At 31.7% G+C, this 25,877-nt stretch carries 20 protein-coding genes; 6 read left to right on the forward strand and 14 right to left on the reverse strand.

The window, feature by feature from the left end:
- The first annotated feature begins 5 nt into the window (after nt 1–5).
- The 4 genes from L1S33_RS05005 to L1S33_RS05020 all read left to right on the forward strand — a co-directional run bounded on the left by L1S33_RS05005 (nt 6) and on the right by L1S33_RS05020 (nt 3,862).
- The gene (locus L1S33_RS05005; protein ID WP_240561469.1) at nt 6–1,733 is read left to right on the forward strand and encodes a SulP family inorganic anion transporter; all 1,728 of its coding nucleotides are present in this window, start codon (nt 6–8) and stop codon (nt 1,731–1,733) included.
- Nucleotides 1,734–1,813: 80 nt separating this feature from the next.
- A complete protein-coding gene (locus tag L1S33_RS05010) occupies nt 1,814–3,220 on the forward strand; it encodes an MBL fold metallo-hydrolase (protein ID WP_240561470.1) in 1,407 nt (468 codons plus the stop codon).
- Between the two features lie 5 nt (nt 3,221–3,225).
- A complete protein-coding gene (locus L1S33_RS05015; protein WP_240561471.1) occupies nt 3,226–3,591 on the forward strand; it encodes a rhodanese-like domain-containing protein in 366 nt (121 codons plus the stop codon).
- 4 nt (nt 3,592–3,595) lie between these two features.
- Nucleotides 3,596–3,862 carry a heavy-metal-associated domain-containing protein gene (locus L1S33_RS05020; protein ID WP_240561472.1) on the forward strand — a complete coding sequence of 89 codons (267 nt, stop codon included), beginning with the start codon at nt 3,596–3,598 and terminating at the stop codon, nt 3,860–3,862.
- Nucleotides 3,863–3,942: 80 nt separating this feature from the next.
- On the opposite strand, the gene L1S33_RS05025 is transcribed toward L1S33_RS05020, so the two are convergent.
- The 7 genes from L1S33_RS05025 to L1S33_RS05055 form a co-directional block, all read right to left on the reverse strand.
- Nucleotides 3,943–6,288 (reverse strand): TonB-dependent receptor, encoded by a 2,346-nt coding sequence (locus tag L1S33_RS05025; RefSeq protein ID WP_240561473.1) that lies wholly within the window; start codon nt 6,286–6,288, stop codon nt 3,943–3,945.
- A 395-nt stretch (nt 6,289–6,683) separates the two neighbouring features.
- A complete protein-coding gene (arfB, locus tag L1S33_RS05030) occupies nt 6,684–7,088 on the reverse strand; it encodes an alternative ribosome rescue aminoacyl-tRNA hydrolase ArfB (RefSeq protein WP_240561474.1) in 405 nt (134 codons plus the stop codon).
- Nucleotides 7,088–7,747 (reverse strand): AAA family ATPase, encoded by a 660-nt coding sequence (locus tag L1S33_RS05035; RefSeq protein WP_240561475.1) that lies wholly within the window; start codon nt 7,745–7,747, stop codon nt 7,088–7,090. Before L1S33_RS05035 ends, arfB begins: the two co-directional genes overlap by 1 nt.
- A complete protein-coding gene (gene pnuC / locus L1S33_RS05040) occupies nt 7,711–8,340 on the reverse strand; it encodes a nicotinamide riboside transporter PnuC (protein WP_240550641.1) in 630 nt (209 codons plus the stop codon). The genes L1S33_RS05035 and pnuC overlap by 37 nt, the downstream gene beginning before the upstream one ends.
- Entirely contained in the window at nt 8,324–8,584 is a 261-nt protein-coding gene (locus L1S33_RS05045; protein ID WP_240561476.1) for a hypothetical protein, read from the reverse strand. Before L1S33_RS05045 ends, pnuC begins: the two co-directional genes overlap by 17 nt.
- Before the next feature lie 62 nt (nt 8,585–8,646).
- Nucleotides 8,647–9,372: a geranylgeranylglyceryl/heptaprenylglyceryl phosphate synthase gene (locus L1S33_RS05050; protein ID WP_240561477.1), complete on the reverse strand. Its 726-nt coding sequence runs from the start codon at nt 9,370–9,372 to the stop codon at nt 8,647–8,649.
- Nucleotides 9,372–9,998 (reverse strand): 4'-phosphopantetheinyl transferase family protein, encoded by a 627-nt coding sequence (locus L1S33_RS05055; protein WP_240561478.1) that lies wholly within the window; start codon nt 9,996–9,998, stop codon nt 9,372–9,374. Before L1S33_RS05055 ends, L1S33_RS05050 begins: the two co-directional genes overlap by 1 nt.
- Before the next feature lie 61 nt (nt 9,999–10,059).
- Here L1S33_RS05055 and ahcY point away from each other — a divergent pair, with 61 nt between their 5' ends.
- On the forward strand, nt 10,060–11,373 hold the full coding sequence (ahcY, locus tag L1S33_RS05060) for an adenosylhomocysteinase (protein WP_072556736.1): 1,314 nt from the start codon (nt 10,060–10,062) through the stop codon (nt 11,371–11,373).
- 99 nt (nt 11,374–11,472) lie between these two features.
- Nucleotides 11,473–11,934, forward strand: a complete 462-nt coding sequence (locus L1S33_RS05065; RefSeq protein ID WP_240561479.1) for a DUF1569 domain-containing protein — start codon at nt 11,473–11,475, stop codon at nt 11,932–11,934.
- On the opposite strand, the gene L1S33_RS05070 is transcribed toward L1S33_RS05065, so the two are convergent.
- The 7 genes from L1S33_RS05070 to L1S33_RS05100 form a co-directional block, all read right to left on the reverse strand.
- Complete coding sequence (locus tag L1S33_RS05070; protein ID WP_240561480.1) at nt 11,924–15,277, reverse strand: T9SS type B sorting domain-containing protein; 3,354 nt, start codon at nt 15,275–15,277, stop codon at nt 11,924–11,926. The two genes, L1S33_RS05065 and L1S33_RS05070, sit on opposite strands and share 11 nt — an antisense overlap.
- Before the next feature lie 60 nt (nt 15,278–15,337).
- Nucleotides 15,338–19,258, reverse strand: coding sequence for a T9SS type B sorting domain-containing protein (locus L1S33_RS05075; RefSeq protein ID WP_240561481.1), 3,921 nt, complete (start codon nt 19,256–19,258; stop codon nt 15,338–15,340).
- 279 nt (nt 19,259–19,537) lie between these two features.
- The gene (locus L1S33_RS05080) at nt 19,538–21,076 is read right to left on the reverse strand and encodes a YifB family Mg chelatase-like AAA ATPase (protein ID WP_240561482.1); all 1,539 of its coding nucleotides are present in this window, start codon (nt 21,074–21,076) and stop codon (nt 19,538–19,540) included.
- A gap of 54 nt (nt 21,077–21,130) precedes the next feature.
- Nucleotides 21,131–21,703: a DUF4126 domain-containing protein gene (locus L1S33_RS05085; RefSeq protein ID WP_240561483.1), complete on the reverse strand. Its 573-nt coding sequence runs from the start codon at nt 21,701–21,703 to the stop codon at nt 21,131–21,133.
- 6 nt (nt 21,704–21,709) lie between these two features.
- Nucleotides 21,710–23,671, reverse strand: coding sequence for a protein-disulfide reductase DsbD family protein (locus L1S33_RS05090; protein ID WP_240561484.1), 1,962 nt, complete (start codon nt 23,669–23,671; stop codon nt 21,710–21,712).
- 10 nt (nt 23,672–23,681) lie between these two features.
- Nucleotides 23,682–25,007: a tRNA lysidine(34) synthetase TilS gene (gene tilS, locus L1S33_RS05095; RefSeq protein ID WP_240561485.1), complete on the reverse strand. Its 1,326-nt coding sequence runs from the start codon at nt 25,005–25,007 to the stop codon at nt 23,682–23,684.
- A gap of 22 nt (nt 25,008–25,029) precedes the next feature.
- Nucleotides 25,030–25,854: an alpha/beta hydrolase gene (locus L1S33_RS05100; protein ID WP_240561486.1), complete on the reverse strand. Its 825-nt coding sequence runs from the start codon at nt 25,852–25,854 to the stop codon at nt 25,030–25,032.
- Nucleotides 25,855–25,877 lie beyond the last annotated feature (23 nt).

Below are 25,877 nucleotides of genomic sequence, written 5' to 3' on the forward strand. Positions count from 1 at the left end.
ATAAAATGAATTTTAAAAAACTCATACCAATTTTAGAGTGGTTACCTAACTACAATAGCGCTCGTTTTAAAGGAGATTTTATTGCAGGAGTTACTGTTGCTATTGTGTTAATTCCTCAAGGAATTGCGTATGCATTAATTGCAGGTTTACCTCCAATTTACGGTTTATATTGTGCGTTAGTTCCGCAAATAATGTATGCTATTTTTGGTTCATCAAGACAAGTGGCAATTGGGCCAGTTGCCATAGATTCTTTAATTGTAGCATCTGGAGTTTCTGCTTTGGCTTTAGCAGGGTCAGAAAGTTATATTGCCATTGCAATTTTGTTGGCACTTATAGTTGGTGCAATTCAATTTTTAATGGGTGTTTTTAGGCTCGGTTTTATTGTAAACTTCTTATCAAAACCTGTAATAACGGGTTTTACATCTGCTTTAGCGCTTATTATTGGTGCAAATCAGTTTAAAAATTTATTAGGAGTAGATTTTATTCAGAGTGATCAAATACACATTTTAATACAAGATATTTGGCAGCAAGTAGCAACTTTTAACTTTAATACATCTGTTATTGGTTTAGTAACTGTACTAATTATTATAGTGTTTAGAAAGATAAATAAGAAATTACCCAGCGCACTTTTTGTGGTAATTTTAGGAATTTTAATAATGTATTTTTTTGGAAAAAATTTGATTGATGTTTCTATAGTAAAAGAAATTCCTTCAGGATTACCAAAATTTACAATACCCGAAATTGAGTTTTATCAAATTAGAGAATTATTACCAATTGCATTAACTTTAGTAATGGTGGGTTATTTAGAAACGATATCTATCGGTAAATCATTGGAAGCTAAACAAAATGAATATCGCGTAAATGCCAATCAAGAACTAATTGCTTTAGGATTAAGTAATATGGCTGGGTCATTGTTTAAAGCATATCCAACAACATCAAGTTTTTCCCGTTCAGCAATAAATCAAGAAAATGGAGGAACTACCGGTATGTCGGCAATTGTTTCGGTTATAATGATTGTAATTTCTTTACTCTTTTTAACACCAGTATTTTACTATTTACCTAAAACAGTATTAGCTGCAATAATTATTGTAGCAGTTTTTGGTTTGATAAATTTTAAAGAGGCAGCTTATTTATGGAAAGCTAATAACCTAGATTTTTGGTTAATGATGGCAACATTTTTAGCAACCTTGATTTTTGGCGTTGAATACGGAATTATAACAGGAGTAGGTTTGTCTTTAATAATATTAATATTTAGAACATCTAGACCTTATGTTACCGAATTAGGTAAGGTACCAAACTCTAATTTTTATAAAAATAAAAATAGGTTTGATGAAGTTGTAATAGATCACGATGTTTTGGTTTTTAGATTTGATGCTCAGTTATTTTATGCCAATTCAAGTTATTTTAGAGATAATCTAGATGAAATGGCATGTAAAAAAGGTGCGGCATTAAAATTGATAGTTATAGATGCAGAAAGTATTAATAGAATAGATAGCACTGGAGTAGAAATGCTTAAAGAGCGAGTTAAGTTTTATCAAAATAAAGGAATAGCCTTTTATTTTGCAGGGGTAAAAGGGCCTGTAAGAGACTTACTATTTAGAGGTGGGCTTTTAGAAATTATTGATGTAAATCATTTTTTTATGAGAGCAAATGAAGCAGTAAAATTTTATAAAACAGGTGATAGAAAGCACCAAGAAAAATATGCGAAATATATACATCAAGCATATAAATAATTAGAAATAAAACTGATAAATATCATATGTCAAATACAGACAAATGAGTTATTTTAAAGTTAGAAAAGAATACAAGAATAATGATAATAGAACAAATATATACAGGTTGTTTGGCTCAAGGAGCTTATTATATAGAAAGTAACGGAGAAGTTGCTATAATAGACCCATTACGTGAAGTAGAAGATTATATTACTAAAGCTGATAAAAATGAAGCGAAAATTAAATATATTTTTGAAACACATTTTCATGCAGATTTTGTGAGTGGCCACGTTACATTGGCAGAAAAAACTGGAGCAGAAATAGTTTATGGACCAACAGCAAAAACAAGTTTTAATGCTATAATTGCTGAAGATAACCAAGTTTTTAAAATTGGTGATATAACAATTACAGCTTTGCATACGCCAGGACATACAATGGAAAGTACTATATATTTACTTAAAGATGAAAACGGAAAAAACCATGCTGTTTTTAGTGGAGACACTTTGTTTTTAGGAGATGTTGGAAGGCCAGATTTAGCTCAAAAAGGAGATTTAACACAAGAAGACTTAGCTGGATATTTATTTGATAGCTTGCGTAACAAGGTTATGGTTTTAGCAGATGATGTAATTGTGTATCCTGCACATGGAGCAGGTTCTGCTTGCGGTAAAAATTTAAGTAAAGAAACTGTAGGTACAATTGGAGATCAAAAGAAAACCAATTACGCACTTAGAGCAGATATGACTAAGGCAGAGTTTATAAAAGAAGTAACTGACGGATTATTGCCGCCACCTGCATATTTCCCCTTAAATGTAAAATTAAATAAAGAGGGTTATAAATCGTTAGATCAGGTTGTTAGTATTTCTAAAAAACCACTTTCTGTCAGTGAATTCGAATTAGTTGCAAACGAAACGGATGCTATTATTTTAGATGTCCGTCATCAATCCGAATTTATAAAAGGTTTTATTCCACAATCAATTTTTATTGGCTTAGGAGGAACCTTTGCACCTTGGGTTGGTGCATTAATAAAAGATATTACACAACCAATATTATTGGTTACTCCAATTGGAGAAGAAGAAACTACAATTACACGTTTATCTCGTGTTGGTTTCGATAATGTTTTAGGATATTTAGAAGGTAGTTTTGATGCTTGGGAAAAAGCAAATAAAGAAATTGATACATTAGAATCGGTTTCTGCAGCTACTTTGGAAGAAAAAATAAATGAAAATGCACTTGTCTTCGATGTTAGAAAACCTGGAGAATACGACAATGAACATATTGAAAATGTACCAAGTACACCATTAGACTTTTTAAATAATCATATTTCTGAATTTCCAAAAGATAAAGATTTTTATGTGCATTGTGCTGGTGGTTATCGTTCTGTAATTGCTTCTTCAATTTTAAAAGCACGTGGATTTCATAATGTAATTGATGTTGCAGGTGGTTACGGAGCAATAAAACAAACTGCCATTAAAAGAACTGCAACAGTTTGTCCTTCAACTTTAAAATAATTAAGATGAAAAGAGTATTTACTTGTTTTGTGTTAACACTATTTTTTATCTCATGTGGAAATTCACAAGAAATAAAATCGATAACAACTGCTGAATTAAAAGAGGTTTTATCAAATGATAAAATTCAGTTATTAGATGTTAGAACAGCAGCGGAAATTAAAGACGGGGCAATAGAAACTGCAATTTTTGTAGATTTTTATTCGGACAATTTTACTTCAGAAGTTTTAGCACAATTAAATAAAAACAAACCTGTTTATATTTATTGTAGAAGCGGTAATAGAAGTATGAAAGCTTCTAATATTTTACAAGAAAAAGGTTGCAAAGTAATTAATGTTTTGGGCGGATATAACGCGTGGAAACAAGAAAATTAAAAAAATGAAAGCAAAAATAGAAATAGAAAACCTTAAATGTGGTGGTTGCGCGGCAACTATTAAAAAAGGCTTATTAAGCTTAGATTCAATTTCAGATGTTGAAGTAGATGTAGAAAAGTCTATCGTTTCTGTAACTTCAGAAAATCAAAATTTAGAAATTGTAAAAGAGAAATTATCTAAATTAGGATATCCAGAAGTGGGTGATAAAAACACAATAGTACACAAAGCAAAATCTTTTGTTAGTTGCGCTGTTGGTAGAATAGATTCATAAAAAAAAAGCGAGCTTAATGCTCGCTTTTTTAGTTTTAGTAATTCTATAAATTGATTTTCCCTTCCCAAGAACTCTAATTTCTAAAATTTTAAAGTAGCACCAATTAAGAAATTTCTTGTTGCTTGTGGGTAATAACCAGCACCATCAACAGTAGTTGTTGTTCCTGGGTTAGACCAAGTATCATCATATGTGTAATAATAACCTCTGTCTACATATTCTTTATTAAAGATGTTGTTTACTAAAGCTGTAAACACTATAGACTTAAATATTTTATTAGTTTGTATTTCATAGACCAAGTTTAAATCACTTGTAAAAAAACCTTCTAAAACATCTAAATCAGAAACCTTACTATCTAAATTGCTCATTAATTGTTTACCAACGTATTTAGATAATAATGCTACTTGAAAGTTGTCTACCGGACTATACGTTATTGCGTTTCCAAAAACTATATCTGGAGAAAATGTTATTGGCGTGTTTCCTAAGTTTTGTAAAACTCCGTCAATTTTTGCATTATAATCTTGATTGATATTTTTGCTAAAAGAAACATTTGGTCTAATTGAAACTTGTTCAGATAATTTAATAGCTGCATCAATTTCTAAACCTAAACGGTAACTTTTTCCGCTAGAAGCACGTAATGGTTCACCAGTATTTTGATCGATTGCACCTGTTAAAATTAACTGATTCTGGTAATCCATATAATATAAATTGGTGTTTAATTTCACTTTTTCATTTTTTAAACGCCAACCTAACTCATAATCATCTAAACTTTCATGTTGAGAGTTTCCGCCTTCAAAATCGGTTCTGTTTGGTTCTCTATTTGCACGTGCATAAGAAGCGTACAAACTGTTTTCTTCGTTTAAAGTATATGTTAAACCTAATTTCGGATTAAAGAAACTGTAATCTGCATCAACATCAATTGGATCTCTATCAGAAGTTAAACCTGCAGTTGTATAGTTTACAAATCTTCCTTGTAAATCAACAAAAGCTTTTAAATCTTCAGCGATATTAAAAGTTGCTTTAGAAAAAATGCTAAAGTCGGTTTTAGTTGAATTACTTTCGTAATAACGATCATAAATTGATGTATTTGTAGCTAAATCATTCCCCCAAAGAATTTCTCCGTAATGATCATTTTTGTAATTATTATATGAAACTCCAGAAATTAGATTAAAATTGTCGCCTTTATAATCAGCATTAAAATTAGCAACATAAAAATGATTATCTAACCAACGTTGCACAATAACATCACTTCCGTCTACAATTAAATTATTGTAATCTGCAGCGTCTCTACCAGCTTTATATTGCTCAAAATAACCTTTTCCTCTTGTGTAGTTTAAACCCAAGTTTGTAGACCATTTTTCATTCAACTGCTCATTCCAATGTAATTGATAGTGATCTTGATTGTAATTGTCTGTTTCATTATCATACGTATATGGATTTTGCCTTCTGTCTTCTGCTAATTCCTCGGCAGTTAAACCAAACCAAGCTTGGTAAGTATGTTCTTCACCTCCAAAAACAATTGCTTTAACTAGTGTGTTTTCATCCGTATAACTTCCTTGCAAAAAGTACGATTTTAAATCAGAAAAAGCTCTATCTACATAACCATCCGAATAAATATTAGACAAACGTCCAGCCAATTCAAAATGCTCATTTATTTTTCCCGTAGTAAATTTTACGGTGTGTTTTCTTATTCCGTAAGAACCAAAAGAATTAGAAATTTCTCCACCTGCTTCTTCAGAAATAGCATCGGTTAAAATGTTTAAACTTGCACCAAAAGCACCCGAACCATTTGTTGATGTTCCAACACCACGTTGTAGTTGTAAACTTTCTGTTGACGAGGCAAAATCACCCATATTTACCCAAAAAGAACCTTGACTTTCAGAATCGTTAAAAGGAATTCCGTTTAAAGTTACATTAACTCTAGAAGCGTCTGAACCACGAACACGAAGGTATGTATAACCAATTCCTGCACCAGCGTCAGATGATGAAATTACGTTTGGCATATAGTTCATTAACATTGGTATGTCTTGCCCTAAATTACGTTTAGCAATTTCCTTTTTTGTAAGATTAGAATGTGTTACAGGCGCATCTGATTGTACACGAACTGCAGAAACTAATACTTCATCTAATTTAGATAAATCAGAAAATAATTCAACAAAAACATTCTCGTTTTTAAGAATTTCTTGCGTAAAATAACCTGTTCTAAAGCCCAAGAAAGACACTTCAATTTTGTGAGTACCTTTCGGTAAACGTAGTTTAAAATTTCCTTCAAAGTCCGAAGTAGTTCCTTTTTTTAATGCGCTAACGGCAATAGTAGCACCAACAAGTGGTTCTTGATTTTCATCTACAACCTTTCCTGAGAAAGTGTAGTTCTGGGAGTTTGCAACTGTTGTTACAAACAAGAATAAAAAAATGATAGATTTTTTCATTTTAAAAAATTTTAAAACGAATAAAAAGAGGTAATTATTCTTGTGATTAATATTGAATAATTAGTGTCATTACGATGAGTTTACAACTTGGTAATCTCTTCAATATAAAGATTGCTTCAGACAAATCTTCGCAATGACTTGTTACAAAATGGCGATTATCGCCTCCCTAAACAGCATTATCTGTTCTAGGTTCATTGGGTATGATCTCAGCTTTTTAAAGCACCCCTTTATGAGAACGTGGCAAAGGTATATTGGAAAAATTGATTAGAAAACAAAAAAATGATTTTTCTTTTTAGAAGCTATTTCCTGCTTTCCGTTATATCTTTTTTTGAGAAAGACAAAAAAAGGATGTCACTACAATCAGGGCTAAGCATACTTGCCAATTATTAGAAAACTTAATCTAATTTTGGTTTTCTTCTCAAAGCTTTTTTAACAGAAGTTCTTTTTTTATGTTCGGCTTTTCTTTTAATGGAAGCTTTACTTGGCTTCGTTTTTCTTCTGATTTTTGGGCGTTTTAAACCGATTTTAATAAGGTCTAAAAAACGTTTAATGGCAATGTCTTTATTCCTATGTTGAGAACGAGACTCCGAACAATATAAAATAAGAATATTCTCTTTTGTGAGTTTCGATGAAAGCTTAATTTTTAAACGTTCTTTTTCTTCATCAGACATAGAATTTGAATTCTCTAAATCGAATGACAATTCAATTTTTGAGGACACTTTATTTACATGCTGTCCTCCAGCACCAGAACTTCTGGTAGCTTTAAAAGATAACTCTTTTATGATTGTTTCAGAATTCATTAGTAATCAAGAGAGTTACCAAAATCACCAGTATTTTGGTGTAAAAAATGCATATCTAAATCTAATAAAGAATCTGAAAAAGAAAATAAATCATCTTTCTCAGCAATCAATTTATCAATTGCAGTTGTAGCTTCTTTAAGGCGCGTTTCTTTATCGCCTTTTAATAAAATGTAATTTTTATTATACTTTTTCAAAGCGTTTTCAAAAGCAGTAAACATTTCCAAACGTTCTTCTGGTTTGTCGCGTAAATCATCGGCTTCCCAAGGCGTATCAATATACGTTAGTAAGTATAAATCGTATTGATTTTCTTTTGCTGCTTTATCTAATTCAGGATCTACAAAACCACCATAATATTCTTCTGAATACACTTTGGTTTCTAGTAAATCTGTATCGCAGATTAAAACTTTATCGGCTTTTTTAGCTAAAGAGTTTTCTAATTTCATTTGCCCTTTTGCAATAGGAATTATGTCTTTTTGCTCGCAGGTTTTACGTTCATTATTCCACTTGTCTTGTAGATATTCTCGCGCAAATTCTGGTGCCCAAACAGTATTGTAATGACGTGCAAGTTGTGTAGAAAGTGTGGTTTTACCTGTGCTTTCTGGTCCAAATAAAACAATCTTTACTAGATTGATTGATTTTTGTCTAAGTTTTTTTTCCATGCTATGTAGCCAAATATTGCTATAAATGTAAATCCAAAATATTGAAAACTTGTAAATGTAAATCCTTTATAGAAGTATAAAGGTACAGAAATGATGTTTCCTATAATCCAAAATAGCCAATTTTCTATTTTCCTTTTTGCCATTAACCACATACCAACAAAGAAAATTGCTGTTGTAATAGTGTCTGCATACGCAACCCAACTTGTCCATTTGTCAAAGGTTTTGTAAACGATATAAACAAAAACTAAGGTTGCTAAAAATATGGCTATTGAAATTTTCTTTTCTTTTAATGTAGTTGTAGAAATCGGATTAACAACTTCTCCGTTTTTGGTGCGTGTCCAAATATACCAACCATAAACACTCATTATAAAATAGTAGCCATTAATCATCATATCTCCTAAAAGTTCCCACTTTAAAAGTAAATAGACAAAAATTGCTGTGCTTATCATTCCTGTTGGGAATACCCAAATTTTATTTTGTTTGGAGAACCAAACAGATAAAAAACCAAAAATTACTGCTATAATTTCTAAAGTTGTATCAACTGTAGAGTAGTCTTTATATTGACCAAAAAGGAAATCAAAAATGTGGCTCATAATTACTTCTATCAGATTTAACTATTTTTAAATTTACAACAACATTTTCTTGATTCTCAAACGATTTTTTAATTTCTGAGGTTAAAAAAGGCATTAATAAATCATATTCGCCATAAATCTGAGTACTCATTGGGTTTTCTAAAACAGTAAACTCAGATGTGCGTAAACGTTTTATAAACGTAATTATATGGTCCTCAAAATTATTATTGAGAGGCAACAAAGTAAGTTCTATTGATATTTTCATTTGATAGAAATTGAAATGTAAAAGTAACTATAATGAAATACTAAACAAGTTAAGCTTAATAACTATTTTTTCAGTTGATTAAAAAATGATACATCATTTTCAAATGCAGTTCCAATTACTACTAAATCTGCTCCTGCATTGAAAGCAGAATCTAATTGCTTTTTAGAGCGAATTCCGCCGCCAACAATTAAGGGAATAGATAGGTTTTTATTCACTAGCGTAATTACTTCTTGACTAACTGTTTCAAGTGCTCCACTTCCGGCTTCTAGGTAAATGAGTTTTTTTCCAGAGAATTCACCTGCTAAAGCTGTATTTAAAATGAATTTTAAATTTTCTTGAGAAATTGGTTTTGTATTGCTTACTTTTTGAGTTGCAGTTTTTGTTCCGCCGTCAATTAATATGTAACCAGTTGGTAAAATTTCTAAGGTTGCTTTTTTAAGAATTGGAGCAGCAGCAACTTGCTGTTCAATTAAATATTCGGGATTTCTGCCAGAAATTAAACTTAAAAACAGAATTCCGTCTGCTTTGTTTGTAATCTGTTTTACATCACCAGGAAATAAAATAATAGGTAAATCTGTTGCTTTTTTTATTGCAGAAACTACGCTTTCTGTTTGGTTGTTTTTATCGGTGCTTCCGCCAACAAAAATATGTGTTGTTATAGATTGATGTACTTTTTCAAAAAAAGAAATCGAATTTTTAACATCAAACTTTTCAGGGTCAATTAAAACTGCTAGCAGTTTTTTGTTTGCTGTTTTTGCTGATATAATGTTTTGGTAAATGTTCTTCATTAATAAGCAAATACACAAGTAAAACCATCAAACTCTAGAAAGTGAATTCCATATGAATTAATTTCACCTTCATATCTAATTTCACCAGTAGTTTTTTCATCTTCAAACTTAAAATCTTCAATATAAATATGATGTAAGAACAAGAGTTTTTTCTTTCCGTAGATCTTATACAAACTCTCTTTTGCACCCCAAACAATGGTCAATTTACTAATTAAAGCATCATGATTTGCAATAGTTTTGTACTCTTCAATAGGCGTAAATTTATGCGCTATTTTCAAAATTTTATCACGTTGTTTTTCAATATCAATTCCAACATGTTTATCATCAGAAATAATTAAACCAGAAAAAGTAAAAGAATGTGTGATAGAAATATGCTTTCCATCTTTTAAAAATGGTTTTCCAAATTCATCATAAAACAAATCATTATCTGTGTAGCCTGCTTCTTTTAGCAAATGTCTAACACTTAGAAAACCCCTTTGATGCAGTTCAGATTTCATTCCGTCTAAACGAGTTTGACTGTTCTCTGTCAGAACAATATCTGCATTTAATGCATTAAAAGATTCTTCAATCTTCCAAATCAGAACTTTAGTGTTATTATCTACCGTTAAACTTTTGTAAAGAGCCATAATTTTTAAAATGGATGTCGTAACTTTGCAGCTCGAAAATTAGAATATAAATATACAAAATATGAGCACAACAACAGCTTACGTACCATTTAAAGTTAAAGATATTTCTTTAGCCGATTGGGGAAGAAAAGAAATTTTATTGGCTGAAGCAGAAATGCCAGGTTTAATGTCTTTAAGAGAAGAATATAAAAACGAGCAGCCTTTAAAAGGTGCAAGAATTGCTGGATGTTTACACATGACAATTCAAACTGCTGTTTTAATTGAAACATTACAAGCTTTAGGAGCAGAAGTTACTTGGAGTTCTTGTAATATTTTTTCTACACAAGACCAAGCTGCTGCTGCAATTGCTGCTGCAGGAACGCCTGTGTATGCATGGAAAGATATGACAGAAGAAGAGTTTGACTGGTGTATTGAGCAGACTTTATTCTTTGGTGAAGATAAAAAACCATTAAACTTAATTTTAGATGATGGTGGAGATTTAACAAACATGGTGTTAGATAAATATCCAGAATTAGCAGCCGGAATCAATGGTTTATCAGAAGAAACTACAACTGGAGTTCACCGTTTATACGATAGAGTAAAAGCAGGAACATTACCAATGCCAGCAATTAATGTAAACGATTCTGTTACTAAATCTAAATTTGATAACAAGTATGGTTGTAAAGAATCTGCAGTAGATGCAATTCGTAGAGCAACTGATATTATGTTAGCTGGTAAGCGTGTAACTGTTTGTGGTTATGGAGATGTTGGTAAAGGAACAGCTGCTTCTTTTAAAGGTGCAGGTTCTATTGTAACAGTAACAGAAATCGATCCTATTTGTGCTTTACAAGCTGCAATGGACGGTTTTGAAGTGAAGAAATTAGAAACTGTTGTTGCGAATTCTGACATTATTATTACAACTACAGGAAACAAAGATATTATTCAAGGTCGTCATTTCGAAGCAATGAAAGACAAGGTGATAGTTTGTAATATTGGACATTTCGATAACGAAATTGACATGGCTTGGTTAAATAAAGAGCACGGAAACACAAAAGATACTATCAAACCTCAAGTTGATAAATACAATATTGCAGGAAACGATATTATTATTCTTGCAGAAGGGCGTTTAGTAAACTTAGGTTGTGCAACAGGTCACCCAAGTTTTGTAATGAGTAATTCATTTACAAATCAAACGTTGGCACAAATTGAATTGTGGACGAACAGAGATGCTTATGAAAATGAAGTATATATGTTACCAAAACATTTAGATGAAAAAGTAGCAAAATTACACTTAGCAAAAATTGGTGTTGAATTAACAGAATTACGTTCTGATCAAGCATCTTATATTGGTGTAACTGTAGAAGGTCCTTATAAACCAGAACATTATAGATATTAGTCTTTAGTTAAAATACAAAAGATTTAAAATAATAGAAACCCTTACATTAAGTTGTGAGGGTTTTGTTTTATGATTAGTTTTATGCTTTAAATTTTTTATATGAATACTGAAAAACTAGATTATTTATTACAACGAATAGAAGATTATATTGAAAATCATGAAGTATTAAAAACAGATATTTCTAAAGCATCTGTTGGTTGGCATATAGATCATAGTCTTAAAGTTGTAAATAATGTTGTTGGAGCATTGCAAAAATCGGATCCAGAAACGTATAAAAATAATTTTAGTTTAATGGGGAAAATTTTCTTCGCACTTGGTTTTTTTCCACGAGGAAAAGCAAAAGCACCAAAACATGTAAAACCGCCTGAAGTTATTTTAAAAGAAGATTTAATTTCTCAAATCGAAGTTGCTAAAAACAATATTAATGTAATTAGTGAACTAAATAAAAACGCCTATTTTAAACATCCACTATTTGGTAATGTTAATAGAAAAAGAGTAACTCGTTTTTTAGTGCTACATACAAATCATCATGTAAAAATTATAAATGAAATTACTTCCTAAGTAAACTAAAATGCCCTTTTCTAGTTTTTAAATTTCCATTTCTATCTATTAATTGAACAGTAAACCAATATTCATTTGAAGGAACAGGTTTTCCATTATATAAACCATTCCATGTTGGGTTTTCTGCCGACAGTTCTGCTATTATTTTTCCAAATCTGTTATAAATATAAATAGTACTTGACGGATAAAAAGTAGCATTAAATCCTTTAATTGTCCAAACATCGTTAATTCTATCGTTGTTTGGAGTTATAAATTTTGGATAACTAATTACAGAAACTTCTTCTTTAACCGTACCGCAGTCATTTTTATCTCTTATTTCTATTGTATAAATTCCACCTTTTAAATTTTCAAAAACTGGGCTGTCTTGGTAATCATAAACAATTAGTGAATTTTCATCCAATAAACTAAATTGATATTCTCCTTGCCCAAGATTAGCTGTATTTATTACAATTGAATTGTTGTCAGAATCCTCAACAATTTGAATGTCATTTTGCGTTATGGTTGCAATTTCGGATTCAATTATAGTAATTGTTGCCTCATCAGAATCACAACCAAATTGAGAAGTTGCTATTACAGAATACATTCCGCCTTCATTTACAGTAATTGTTTCTCCTGTTCCTATTTGAGTCCCATTTTCATCTGTCCAAGTATAGGTGTAATTCAAGTTCGGGTTTTCTACCGAAATATCTTTTGAAGGAGAACTCGTCATACAAATTATGTCTTCTGGAGATACTTTAACAATGGGTTTTTCTCTAACAATAAAGGCAACTGTGGTTTCTTCATAACAAACAGCATAAATCGGATTTTCAATTCTTACCGTAATAATTTGTGATGCTGTTGTAAACGGATTTGGTAACGGACTTGGTAATGTAGTTCCGTTTTCATCAACATAAGTGACAATCATTCCTGTTTGTGTGCCTAAAATAGTACTTTCTATATTTGATGTGTCAAAAGCAATTATTCCATCAGTGTCATTGTCACATTGTTCTTGTGGTGCAATTGGATTTGCAATTGGCACTGCATTTACCACAAAATCAAAAGTAGTTTCCGCATAACATTGTCCATCAGAATCTTGACTTGATGTGTTGGTTACTCTTGCTGTTATAGTTTGTGAAGCAGTAGAAAAAGGATTTGGCAACGGACTCGGTAAACTTGCTCCGTTTTCATCTGTATAAGCAACTGTTACATTGGTTTGTGTTCCTATAAGTGTATTTTGAATAGTTGATGTATCGAAAGAAAATAAACCGTCTCTATCATTATCACATTCTGGATCTATAGTTACTGGGTTTGCAACTGGTTGTGTTTCTACATTCAACGTAATATGATGTCCTAATCCTAAACAATCGTTATCTACGGCGCTATCAACTCTAATATAAATTTCTTGCTGATTTGGGCTTGCTGTATTTTGATAGTTTGAAATATTCGCATCAGGAATTGCATTCATTTCCGTTAATGCATCTGCTTCAGATTGATAATATTTTATGATTAATTGTTGACCTATTGGAAAAATATTTTCAATTTCTGAGGTTACTTGACTAAAGTCAAAAGTTGCAATTCCATCTGTGGTATTTGTTCCATCATCACACTCGTAAAATTCTCTAGTATAAGTTAACGGTATTTCTGTAGTTGAAACAAATAAATCAATTTGACTGGTTCTATAACAGCCGTCAGTGTTTTCTATTCTTGCCCAAACTACATCTGTACTTACTGTTTGGTTTTCATACGCTGTAAAGTTTGTGATTGGCGTATCGTCATTTTGAGCTTGTGCTTCTGTTTCAAAATACGTAATTGTATAATCTGTAGAATTAGTAATAATTTCTTCATTTACTTCTGTTAAATTGAAAAAACTAAATCCATTAATATCAGAATTATCACATTGTTTTAATTGAACAAGTGGATTAACAATAGGAGCGTCGAAAATTTCTATTTCTTTAGGTATTGTATAATTTGTTCCATCTATGTGAAGAACTTCTGCTGTAACATTATAAACACCTGGATTAGAGAATTGATGAGTAACATCTATGGAGTTTGAAGTATTATTAATGCCTGAACTTGGGTCATTAAAATTCCAGACAACTGTATCAACTTCTGATTGATTAGTTAATGTGAAATCGATTTCTGAATTAATACAATTATTTGTGTTGTTAATTTCGAATGGGAATATTGTTTTTGCTTCGCCATAAACAGTTATGTAAAAATTTATTTCATTACCCCAAGTAGTTACATCGCTCATTTTTTCATATTCATTACCTGTATTTATGGGACATCCTCTAAACCATGATTCATCATTGTCATTTTCTGTTCCTGATACAAAAAGATGCCCATCTCCATATTCAATGCCTCTAGAAACTTCAATTAAAATTGTTTTTACATGTGCAGGAACTTTAATAGGAATGTCAAAATCTGTAGTAATAATTTTTGCACTTTGTGAATTCCATGAAAATGGATAAATAATATTTTTTTGACTACTTCCAATCAAATCGTTTTCTGAGAAAGAACTTGGAAAATTTTCATCGACTTCATATATATTAAATTTCACATTTGCTAACCAACCAGCACCAGTTATTCCAACATCACCACTATTAATTATGAATTCCTCATTTTCAGATATGCCAAAATCTGAGAGATTAAATTTTCTTGCCCATTTCATAGAACCAAGGCTACAAGTTGGCATACTTGTTTGTATTAAATTATCATCAATATTATGTGATAAGTATGCATTATCTTGCGAATTAATAATACTTCTCTTTTCACCTGTAACATTTATAAAAAAATTGGCATTTGGAACCGGTGTGTCTAAGTCTCCTGTTGGTGTATAGGTATATAGTTCTCTACATCCTTTAAACCAAGAAGTATCATTATCTTGTTCTGTACCGGCAATTAAAACTTTTTTATAATCAGGGTTGTAAATGTCATCATATTGATAAGCTACTACTAAAATTCTTTTAACTCCAGAAGGAACGACAACGGGTGTGTTAAAATTTATTTGAACAGTTTCAGGAGAATCACCAATAATAGGTGTAGATACTGCACCACCACCAATAAATTTAGAAGAGGAATCAGGGAAATTTTGATCAATAATATGGATACCAATACTTAAATTGGCTCCATCATAAGAATTACTTATAGCAATTTGTCCAGATCTAATTATAAACTGTTCGTCTGTAGATATTCCAAAATCAGAAAGTGTAAATGTTCTTGCCCAGTATTCATCTTCATCACCACAAGAAACCCAGTCTGTTGCTATTGGTGTATTGCCAATGTTATGAGATAAAGTAATTTGAGAATTAGAATTGAAATAAAAAAGAAAACAAAAAAGAATTGAAAGGAATATTTTTTTCATAGAATTCAAAATTATGAATTTTACTTCAATTTTTCATATTCTAAAATAGCTTTAAGAATCTTATCTCCTTAACAAACTAAAATGCCCTTTTTCTTCTCTTTTTCTACCATAAATATCTGTCAATAAAACTAGATACCAGTAATCTGTAGATGGCATTTTTTTTCCTTTAAAAGTTCCATTCCAAGATGGATTTTCAGCAGGAAGTTTTGCCATGACTTTTCCATATCTATTGTAAATATGAATACTACTTGATGGATAAAATGAATTATTAAAACCTTCAATTGTCCAAACGTCATTGATGCCATCTTCATTTGGCGTAAAGAAATTTGGAAAGTTTAAAATTGAGATACTAATCTCATCAGTTCCGCAATTATATAAATCTCTAACTAAAATTGTGTACAAACCAATATCTAAATTATCAAAGAAGGGTTCAGTTTGATAATTATACATAGTATTTAAATTTTCATCTAGCAAGCTGAATTCATAATCTCCTGGTAAAAGATTAGATGTATTTATAGTAATTGAATTGCTTGTTAAATTTTCGTTTATAGTAATATCATCAATAGTAAGTACAGGAATATTAGATTCAATAACGTTTATTTGGGCATTATTTGTAATACAACCTAAAGGCAATGTTGCACTAACATTAAATAATCCAGCATTAGAAACGTTTATAGTTGCACCAGAACCAATTTGAGTTCCGTTTTCATCTGTCCAAAAATAGGTGTAATTTGGATTTGGATTTATCACAGAAATATCTAAAGAAGGGTTTTCTGTCATACAAATTGTTGCTTCTGGATCCAATTGAACGATGGGTTCTTGTCTGACAATAAAATCGATTGTAGTTTCAGCAAAACAAGTTGCTGAAAGACTGTTTTCAACTCTAACTGTAATTGTTTGCGTATCAGAATTAAATGGATTTGGTAATGGACTTGGAAGCGAATTTCCATTTTCATCCGTATAGAAAACCGTTATTCCTGTTTGCCCGTTTAGCAACGTACTTTCAATGGTTGAAGTATCAAAATTAGCAAAACCATCTGTGTCATCGTCGCAAACTTCTTGCGCAGGAATTGCAGTTATTGTTGGATTTACATTCACAATAAAATCGATTGTAGTTTCCGCAAAACAAGTCGCAGAAAGACTATTTTCAACTCTCACGGTAATTGTTTGCGAATCGGAATTAAAAGGATTTGGTAACGGACTTGGAAGTGGACTTCCGTTTTCATCCGTATAAAAAACTGTCATTCCTGTTTGTCCGTTTAACAACATGTTTTCTATGATTGAAGTATCAAAATCAGCAAAACCATCTGTGTCATCACATACTTCTTGAGCAGAAATTGTAGTTATAGTTGGATTTGTATTCACAATAAAATCGATTGTAGTTTCAGCAAAACAAGTTGCTGAAAGACTGTTTTCAACGCTCACAGTAATTGTTTGAGATTCGGAATTAAATGGATTTGGCAACGGACTTGGAAGCGGATTTCCGTTTTCATCCGTATAAAAAACTGTCATTCCTGTTTGTCCGTTTAGTAACGTGTTTTCTATGATTGAAGTGTCAAAATCAGCAAAACCATCTGTGTCATTATCACAAACTTCTTGAGAGGGAATTGTAGTAATAGTTGGATTTGTATTCACAATAAAATCGATCGTAGTTTCAGCAAAACAAGTTGCTGAAAGACTGTTTTCAACGCTCACAGTAATTGTTTGAGATTCGGAATTAAATGGATTTGGCAACGGACTTGGAAGCGGATTTCCGTTTTCATCCGTATAAAAAACTGTCATTCCTGTTTGTCCGTTTAGTAACGTGTTTTCTATGATTGAAGTGTCAAAATCAGCAAAACCATCTGTGTCATTATCACAAACTTCTTGAGTGGGAATTGTAGTAATAGTTGGATTTGTATTCACAATAAAATCGATTGTAGTTTCCGAAAAACAAGTTGCTGAAAGACTGTTTTCAACGCTCACGGTAATTGTTTGCGAATCGGAATTAAATGGATTTGGCAACGGACTTGGAAGCGGATTTCCGTTTTCATCCGTATAAAAAACTGTCATTCCTGTTTGTCCGTTTAGTAACGTGTTTTCTATGATTGAAGTGTCAAAATCAGCAAAACCATCTGTGTCATTATCACAAACTTCTTGAGTGGGAATTGTAGTAATAGTTGGATTTGTATTCACAATAAAATCGATTGTAGTTTCCGAAAAACAAGTTGCTGAAAGACTGTTTTCAACGCTCACGGTAATTGTTTGCGAATCGGAATTAAATGGATTTGGCAACGGACTTGGAAGTGGATTTCCGTTTTCATCCGTGTAGAAAAGCGTCATTCCTGTTTGTCCGTTTAACAAGGTGTTTTCTAAATTTGAAGTATCAAAATCCGCATTACCATTTATATCAGTCTCACAATTAGAAAAAGAAATATTTTGAGTAACTGTTGGTATTTCTAAAACTTCTACTGGATAAATCACTGAACATCCACCAATTGAAGAATAGGTTATATTACTTGTTCCAATACCAATAGCCGTTACTAAGCCAGAATTATCTATAGTGGCAACACTTGTGTCTGAAGAGATCCAAGGATTTGTTGGAGCTGGCATTCCTGTTGCAGATAACTGTGTTGTTTCTCCTTCGCATATTTCTGAAACTCCAGATACAGAACCTTCATTTACAGTTAAATTAATAATATTACTCTGCATACAATTGTCTAAAGATTCAATCTGAAGTCTATAAAGCGAACTCGCTATAACGTTATTAGGAATTGTACAAGTTATTGTTCCACTAGCATTTGTTGTTACACTTCCTATTTCTGTTGCATTGGTAAAATCGCCATTTTCATCACTCAAAGATGCTGAAAAAACAGAATTAGAACTAAAAATACCCGTTAACACAAAACTGATATCAAAACTTTCGTTAGAACATAAACTTAACGACGGATTGGGTTCTAATAATTCAATATTTTTTAAGATATTATCGTAAACCGATAAAAATATTTCCCCATTAGATTCATAAACAATAGATATATTATCTGTTGTTGGACTTCTTCCAATATTATGACTTTCTCCATTTGCAACAACAATTGGAGTGTCAAAACTATTACCTTGATCGGAACTAACACTTATCATTAAATCTCCATTACTTGCTCTGTAACCATCAATTAATGTTCCTTGGTTATCTGCATATAATGTTCTTGCTTGTGCTGTAGTTGAGTTTAAACCTAATGTTAATTCTGTTGTAATTCCAGTATTTACATCTATTTTGTACCCTAAATTCGTAGAAGGATTTGTAAATCCGCCACCAACAAAAATAAAGGTTCCGCAAGGTCCATCACTTAAGGCGTAGCTAGAAAAATATACTTGTCCTGCAGGAGTTAAATTTGTTTGTGTAATAGTAGCTCCTTCATTTATGCTTTCAAAAAGCACTAAATCTGGATCATCCATTGGAACATAAAGCACTCCGTTTTGATCCGTTAAAACATCTGCAAAAACCATATCTAAACCCGTTGGATTTAGCGTAAATCCGCCAACACCGTTATTGTTGTTATAATAAACATTATTCCCTTGTCGTTCTGTTAAATACACATTTTCATTGTACGTTGTCATATGTATTTTGCTCCCAACAACTGCGCTTCCTATAATCTCTGGAGCACTAAAACTAACTCCACCATTTGTACTTAACGTAAAATAGATAGACAAACCTTCTATCCAAGCAATAAAAACATTTCCTTGGCTATTTACTGCTATTTCGGGTTCTGCATCAGAAGCATTGGCAACTAAAACACTTGGCAAGAAATTTTGCCCGTTTGTAGTACTTTTGGCAATTCTAACCTGATTAGGGTTTGCATAAACAACATAAATATTCCCGTCAAGATCAATAGCAACATTTCTGCTTGTATTTGCGCTTCCTAAATTATTATTTGAACCTGTATCACTTACAGAAACACCTCCATATAATGGTGTTTGAGCTAAAGAAGAAAAACTAAAAATCAATAGAAAACTTATAAAACAAATTGTTGTTTTACCGCATAGATTTCCCAAGAGTTGTTTTTCACCTCTCATTAATAGTAGTTTTTGGTATGTAAATTTAGGAAATTAAAAGAAGTAATAATGCTCTCAAAATAAGGATTTTACCTGTTTTTCAGGGCGTTTTAACAGGCTTTCACTACTCGCTTTTTTGTTTTTACCAAAACAAAAAGAGCTCAAACAGACCGTTCAATCCCTAACGCTAGTATACTTGCCAACTGATTACTGAAAACTAGTTACTATTTTTTATCCTAACCAACCTTCTCTGTCTAAACTTCTATATTGTATAGCTTCGGCAATATGATCTGGAGAAATATCTTTCTCATTTGCTAAATCGGCAATAGTTCTAGAAACTTTTAAAATTCTATCGTAAGCACGTGCAGAAAGGTTTAGTTTGTCCATAGCCGTTTTTAAAAGTGTTTTACTTTCTAAAGATAATTTACAATATTTTCGAATTTGTTTTACACTCATTTGAGCATTATAATGTACGTTTTCAAATGCTGCAAATCGCTCAGATTGAATTTCTCTACCTGATGTAACACGTTCTCTAATTTCTACCGAAGATTCTCCTTTTCGTTCATCAGAAAGTTTTTCAAAAGGAACCGGAGTAACTTCTATATGAATATCAATTCTGTCTAAAAGAGGTCCAGAAACTTTACTTAAATAGCGTTGCATTTCTTGTGGTGAAGATGTCATTGGAGAATCTGGATTGTTAAAATATCCTGATGGACTCGGATTCATACTTGCTACCAACATAAAGCTACTTGGGTAATTTACGGAAAACCGTGCACGAGAAATGGTTACTTCTCTGTCTTCTAAAGGTTGACGCATAACTTCTAAAACACCTCGTTTAAATTCAGGTAACTCATCTAAAAACAGTACACCATTATGTGCCAAAGAAATTTCTCCAGGTTGTGGATGACTATTTCCACCTCCAATTAATGCAATGTCAGAAATTGTATGATGTGGACTTCTAAAAGGTCTTTCATATAACAATCCGTTGTTTTTAGTTTTACCAACTACCGAATGTATTTTTGTCGTTTCCAAAGCTTCATGCAATGTCATTGGAGGTAAAATAGAAGGTAATCGTTTTGCTAACATTGTTTTTCCTGCTCCTGGAGGACCAATAAGAATAATATTATGTCCGCCAGCTGCTGCAATTTCCATACAGCGTTTTATAGATTCTTGTCCTTTTACATCGCTAAAATCAAACTCTGGAAAATCTACGTTTTTGTAAAACTCTGCACGTGTATCAACAACGGTTGGAGTTAGTTTTTCATCACCATTAAAATGATTGATAACTTCCATAATGTTTTCAACTCCCAAAACTTCTAAATTGTCTACAATGGCAGCTTCTTTTGCGTTTTCCTTCGGTAGAATAAAATATTTAAAACCTTCTTCGCGCGCTTTTATTGCAATTGGCAAAGCGCCTTTTATGGGTTGTAAACTTCCATCTAAAGACAATTCTCCCATAATAATGTACTCTTCAATTCCATCAGATTTAATCTGATTAGAAGCGGCAAGAATTCCCATAGCCAACGTTAAATCATAAGAAGCACCTTCTTTTCTAATATCGGCAGGCGCCATATTAATTATGATTTTCTTTCCAGGAAGTTTGTATGAATTGTTGTTAAGTGCGGCGGAAATTCGATAAGAACTTTCTCGAACGGCATTGTCTGGTAAACCCACCAAATGATAACCAATACCTTTATCAATATTTACTTCAACAGTAATTGTGGTAGCATCAATGCCGAAAACGGCGCTACCATAGACTTTAACTAGCATATTTTTTCTTTCTCTTTTTGTTAAAGATAAAGAAAAATATTAAATGTTTGAAAACTATGCTTTTAAAGACTTTTTAAATAGCTTTTTATATAATTTTCTTATTCCAAAGAAAATCAAAACGACTAAAATAATAGCGACTATTGGGAGTAATATTGAAAAAATTGAGAGTACCATTGCTGTCCCTGTTTCTACGGTAGCAATAATAGGGTTTGCTATTCCACCTGTTGTGGCTGTTGAGGTAAGTCTAGTAGAAGCAGTAGTTCCTTTAATAGCGGTTGCTGTTCCTCCACCAGCAATAATAGCTAATGCCCATGTAATTACTGGAGATAAATCTGCAACTGTAGAAATCATTACTGCAGTTCCAGCAATTGCTGCTAACGGAACAGCAATAGTATCTAGTAAGTTATCGAACCAAGGAATGTAATAGGCGAAAATTTCGGCAAGCATTGCAATTCCTAGTGTTATTACTGCTGGAATACTTGCAACCCAAAGCCAACTTTCATTTAAAGGAATTACACCAGAATATCCAGCTAAACTTAAAGCGAAAAGCGGGAGAAAAACTCTAAAACCTACTGAAGCAGCAAGTCCAATTCCTAGAAAAATACTGATAAAGCTTTCTGGAGACATTTTAGTTTATTTTTTAAATTGTACCAAACCTTCATCTAGCCACTGCTTATAAGTATCTCTATCTGTATATTTTTCTGGTCTATGTAAAATTTCTAAATCTGGACTTAACAAAATGTAATATGGTTGTGATGCATTTTTAAAGTTAAGTACTTGAAAAGTTGCCCATTTATCACCAACTGTTTCTATTTTTTTAATCTTTCCGTTTGGTTTTAAAAAGTCGAATTGCTGATCTTTAGGAAGTTCTTTTTCGTTATCATCTACGTATAAAGAGATTAATACAAAATCTTCTTTTAATGTTTGATAAATATCTGGTTCAGACCAAACATTTTCTTCCATTTTACGACAGTTTACACAAGCCCAACCTGTAAAATCTAACAAGATTGGTTTGTTGTTTTCTTTAGCATATTGTAGACCTTCATCAAAATCTTTAAAACAATTTAAACCTAATGGGCAATCACTTTCTTGCTCGTAAATACTATAAAACTGTGGAGGTGGAAATCCGCTTAATTGATTTAAATTCCAAGTAGGATTTTTCATAACTCCAGGAATTAAATAAATAACAAAAGAAGCAATTAATATTCCGAAGGAAATACGAGAAAAAGATAATTTCTTCAATGGACCATCATGCGGAAATTTTATTTTTCCGAAGAGATACAAAGCCAATCCAATAAAGATTAGAATCCAAATTCCAATAAAAATCTCACGTTTTAAGAAGTCCCAATGTCCAACTAAATCGGCATTTGATAAGAATTTAAAAGCAAATGCCAATTCTAAAAATCCTAATACTACTTTGGTTGTATTTAACCATCCGCCAGACTTTGGTAACGAGTTTAACCAACTTGGGAATAACGCAAATAATGCAAACGGTAAAGCCAATGCCAAACCAAAACCAACCATACCAGCTGTTAATTGCATTGCGCCACCAGTAGAGGTTAAAGAACCTGCTAACAAAGAACCTAAAATAGGTCCTGTACATGAGAATGACACAATACCTAGAGTAAGCGCCATAAAGAAAATCCCTATAATTCCGCCAACGTTAGATGCATTATCCATTTTATTTCCCCAAGAACTTGGTAATGTAATTTCGTAAAAACCGAAAAACGAAAATGAGAAAAATGCTAAAACAGCAAAAAAGAAAATATTTAACCAAACATTGGTTGAAATAGTATTCAATATTTCTGGATCTAAGCTATCTAAAAAGTGAAAAGGTAAGCTTAATAAAAAGTAGATTAACACAATGAAAAACCCGTATAAAACTGCATTTGTAATTCCTTTAGATTTGTTTTGAGACTGTTTTGTAAAGAATGAGACTGTTAATGGAATCATTGGAAAGACACAAGGTGTAAGTAGCGCTAGTAAACCACCAAAAAAACCAAGAAAAAAGATAGTAGAAAGACTACTTTCTTCTTCAGGATTTTCATCAGAACTTCCTTTTAAAAGTGCTGTGTTTTTTAAGTCTAATTGCAGTTTTTCTGATAGTATTTTACTACGCTCATCTATAGTCTCAAGAATATTTAAAGCTTGTCCACTTAAAGACAAGATAAAAGATTCTTCTATCTGTAAACAAGCTTCTTTACAAACTTGTCCTTCTAAAATAATTTTAATTCTAGAAGCAGTTGGGTCTGTGATTTCTATACGTTGGGTTAGCGTTGCGCTGTTTTTAAAGAAGATTTCTTCCTTTTCCCAGATTTCTGAATATTCTTTATAAGTTTTACTCTCTTTTGCTTTGCCTATAATTTTATAAGGTGCATTTTCTTCACTTGAAATTTCTATTGGTAAAGAGGCGCCGTCTGGATTGTATTGAGAATATACATGCCATTCTTTTAAAATTTTTGCTTTAAAGATAACATCATATTCTGTATCTGATATTTTTTTTATTTCAGCATCCCAAACTGAAGGATTGTCTTCTGTTTGAGCAAAAGTTAAAACTGAGAAAAATAGTAATAGAAAAGAAATAAACTTCTTCATGTATATTTTTTTAATGCGTTGTTATTTTTAAAATATTTTCAGTGTTTTTAGTAACAAGAAATCTCTGGTCTTGTCGTTTGCTTAAAACCCAAATTATATCATTTTCAGCTGTGCAAAGTAGCCAAGTGTTTTCTTTTTCCAGGAGTGAAAATTTTTCATCTTTAAAGTATTTACTTAACTTCTTTTTGCCTTTCATCCCTGATGGATAAAGATAGTCTCCATTTTGCCATTTTCTTACTGTTAACGGAAATTTTAACAAATCTTTATCTACAAAAATAATATTATTTTTTTCGATTGATTTTTTTAATACTTCTTCAAAAATTAAGTTAATTGGGTTTGTTATTTTTGATTGATTTTCTTCAATATGAAAAACTTCATTTTCTTCGGAAGAACTAATTTTAGTAACCAAAAGGGAATCTCGATTTTTAAGAAGTCTATGTGTTTTAGAAAACACTTGTTTTCCAGATTGGGCAGAAAGTAAATTTTCAACATCATTCCATTCAGTAAAATTACACTCTTTTAAAAGTTGATATAAATATGCTTTTGGATTTGATAATTGCTTAATTTTTTCAATATCAATTTTTGTTACTTCGAGCGCAGATGAATTGTCAATAGAAACAACTTTATCTTTAATGTTCTCAATTCTATCTTCAATAATTTGTTGACTTTCTTGCAGGAAAAGATAAGTTTTTTCAAAAGAAGCCAGTAATCCTGTATTCAATTCCTTTAACTTCGGAATTATTTCGTGCCTAATTTTATTGCGAACATATTTTGTTTCTGCATTACTAGCATCTTCTCGCCAATTAATATTATTCTCTAACGCAAATTGTTTAATTTCTTCACGTGAAAAAACTAATAACGGACGCACAATGTTTTTGTTAATAGCTGGAATTCCGGTTAAACCTTCCAATCCAGTTCCTCTAGATAGATTTATTAGAAAAGTTTCTAAATTATCATCTGCATGATGCGCAGTTAAAACATAATCAAAACCCTCATTTTTCGCCAATTCTGCAAACCAATTATAACGTAGTTCTCTTGCTGCAATTTGTGTAGATAATTTGTTTTCTTCGGAATATCCTTTGGTGTTAAAAGTAGTTTTAAAAACCTCTAAATTTAGTTTTTTACCTAGATTTACTACAAATAGTTCATCTAAATCGCTCTCATTACCACGTAATTGAAAATTACAATGTGCTAAAGACGCTTTGGCAACGCTCAGTTTACTGAATAAGTGTGTTAAGATAACAGAATCTAAACCACCAGAAATGGCAATGAGTAGTTTTTTTCCTTCTAAGAAAGGAAAATTATCTGCAATATGTTTTTTGAATTTCTGGAGCATTTCAGCTTCAAAAATAGGGATTTTAAAGTTGAGAATTCAACCAATTTACAACATCTTCTAGCATTTCTTCTTTACATAAATCGTTATGCAATTCATGATAACCACCTTTGTATAACTTTAATGTTGCTTTTTCAGATTTATTGGCAAAAGATTCGGTTCCTTTATAATCAATAATTTTATCATCTGTTCCATGTAATAAGTACATTGGAGTTTCTAGCTTAGATGCGTTTTCAATTGCCCAATCTGCAGCATCAAAAAATGATAAAGAAAAATTAGGACTCACTTTATCATGTACTAAAGGATCGTTTGTGTATAAATCTACTTCTTCTTGAACTCGTGAAATTCCACTTGCATCTAATTCACTTGGTAGAGTTATAGATGGTGCAATTTTTTGCATAATCTTTCCAATAGATAATTTCCAGGCAGGAGGCGTAAAAGCCAGTTTTAACATTGGACTTGTAGCAATAACACCTTTTAACGTATGGTTTTCTCTAAGAGTATAGTTTATAACCGCGTTTCCGCCCATAGAATGTCCGTATAAAAAGACAGGTTTATTTGGGTGTAGTTTTTGTGCTTTTTTTATCACTTCAGAAATACTTTCTAAGACAGCTTTAAAGCTAGGATTATGGCCTCTTTTACCTGAAGTTTTTCCATGTCCAAAATGATCAAAAGAAACTACAGAGAATTCTTTTTCTATCAATTTTGGAACTACAGAAGTTGTATACCTTGTAGAGTGTTCTCCCATTCCGTGCACTAAAACCACAACAGCTTTAGTGTTTTTTGGTTGCCAATATTGGCCAAAAAAATCTGTTTTGTAAATGTTGAAAGTAAACTCTTTGTGTGTCATATCTGTTAATTACTTAAATAACA

Source organism: Tenacibaculum aquimarinum (genome assembly GCF_022478115.1).
In the GTDB taxonomy this organism is placed as follows: domain Bacteria; phylum Bacteroidota; class Bacteroidia; order Flavobacteriales; family Flavobacteriaceae; genus Polaribacter; species Polaribacter aquimarinum_A.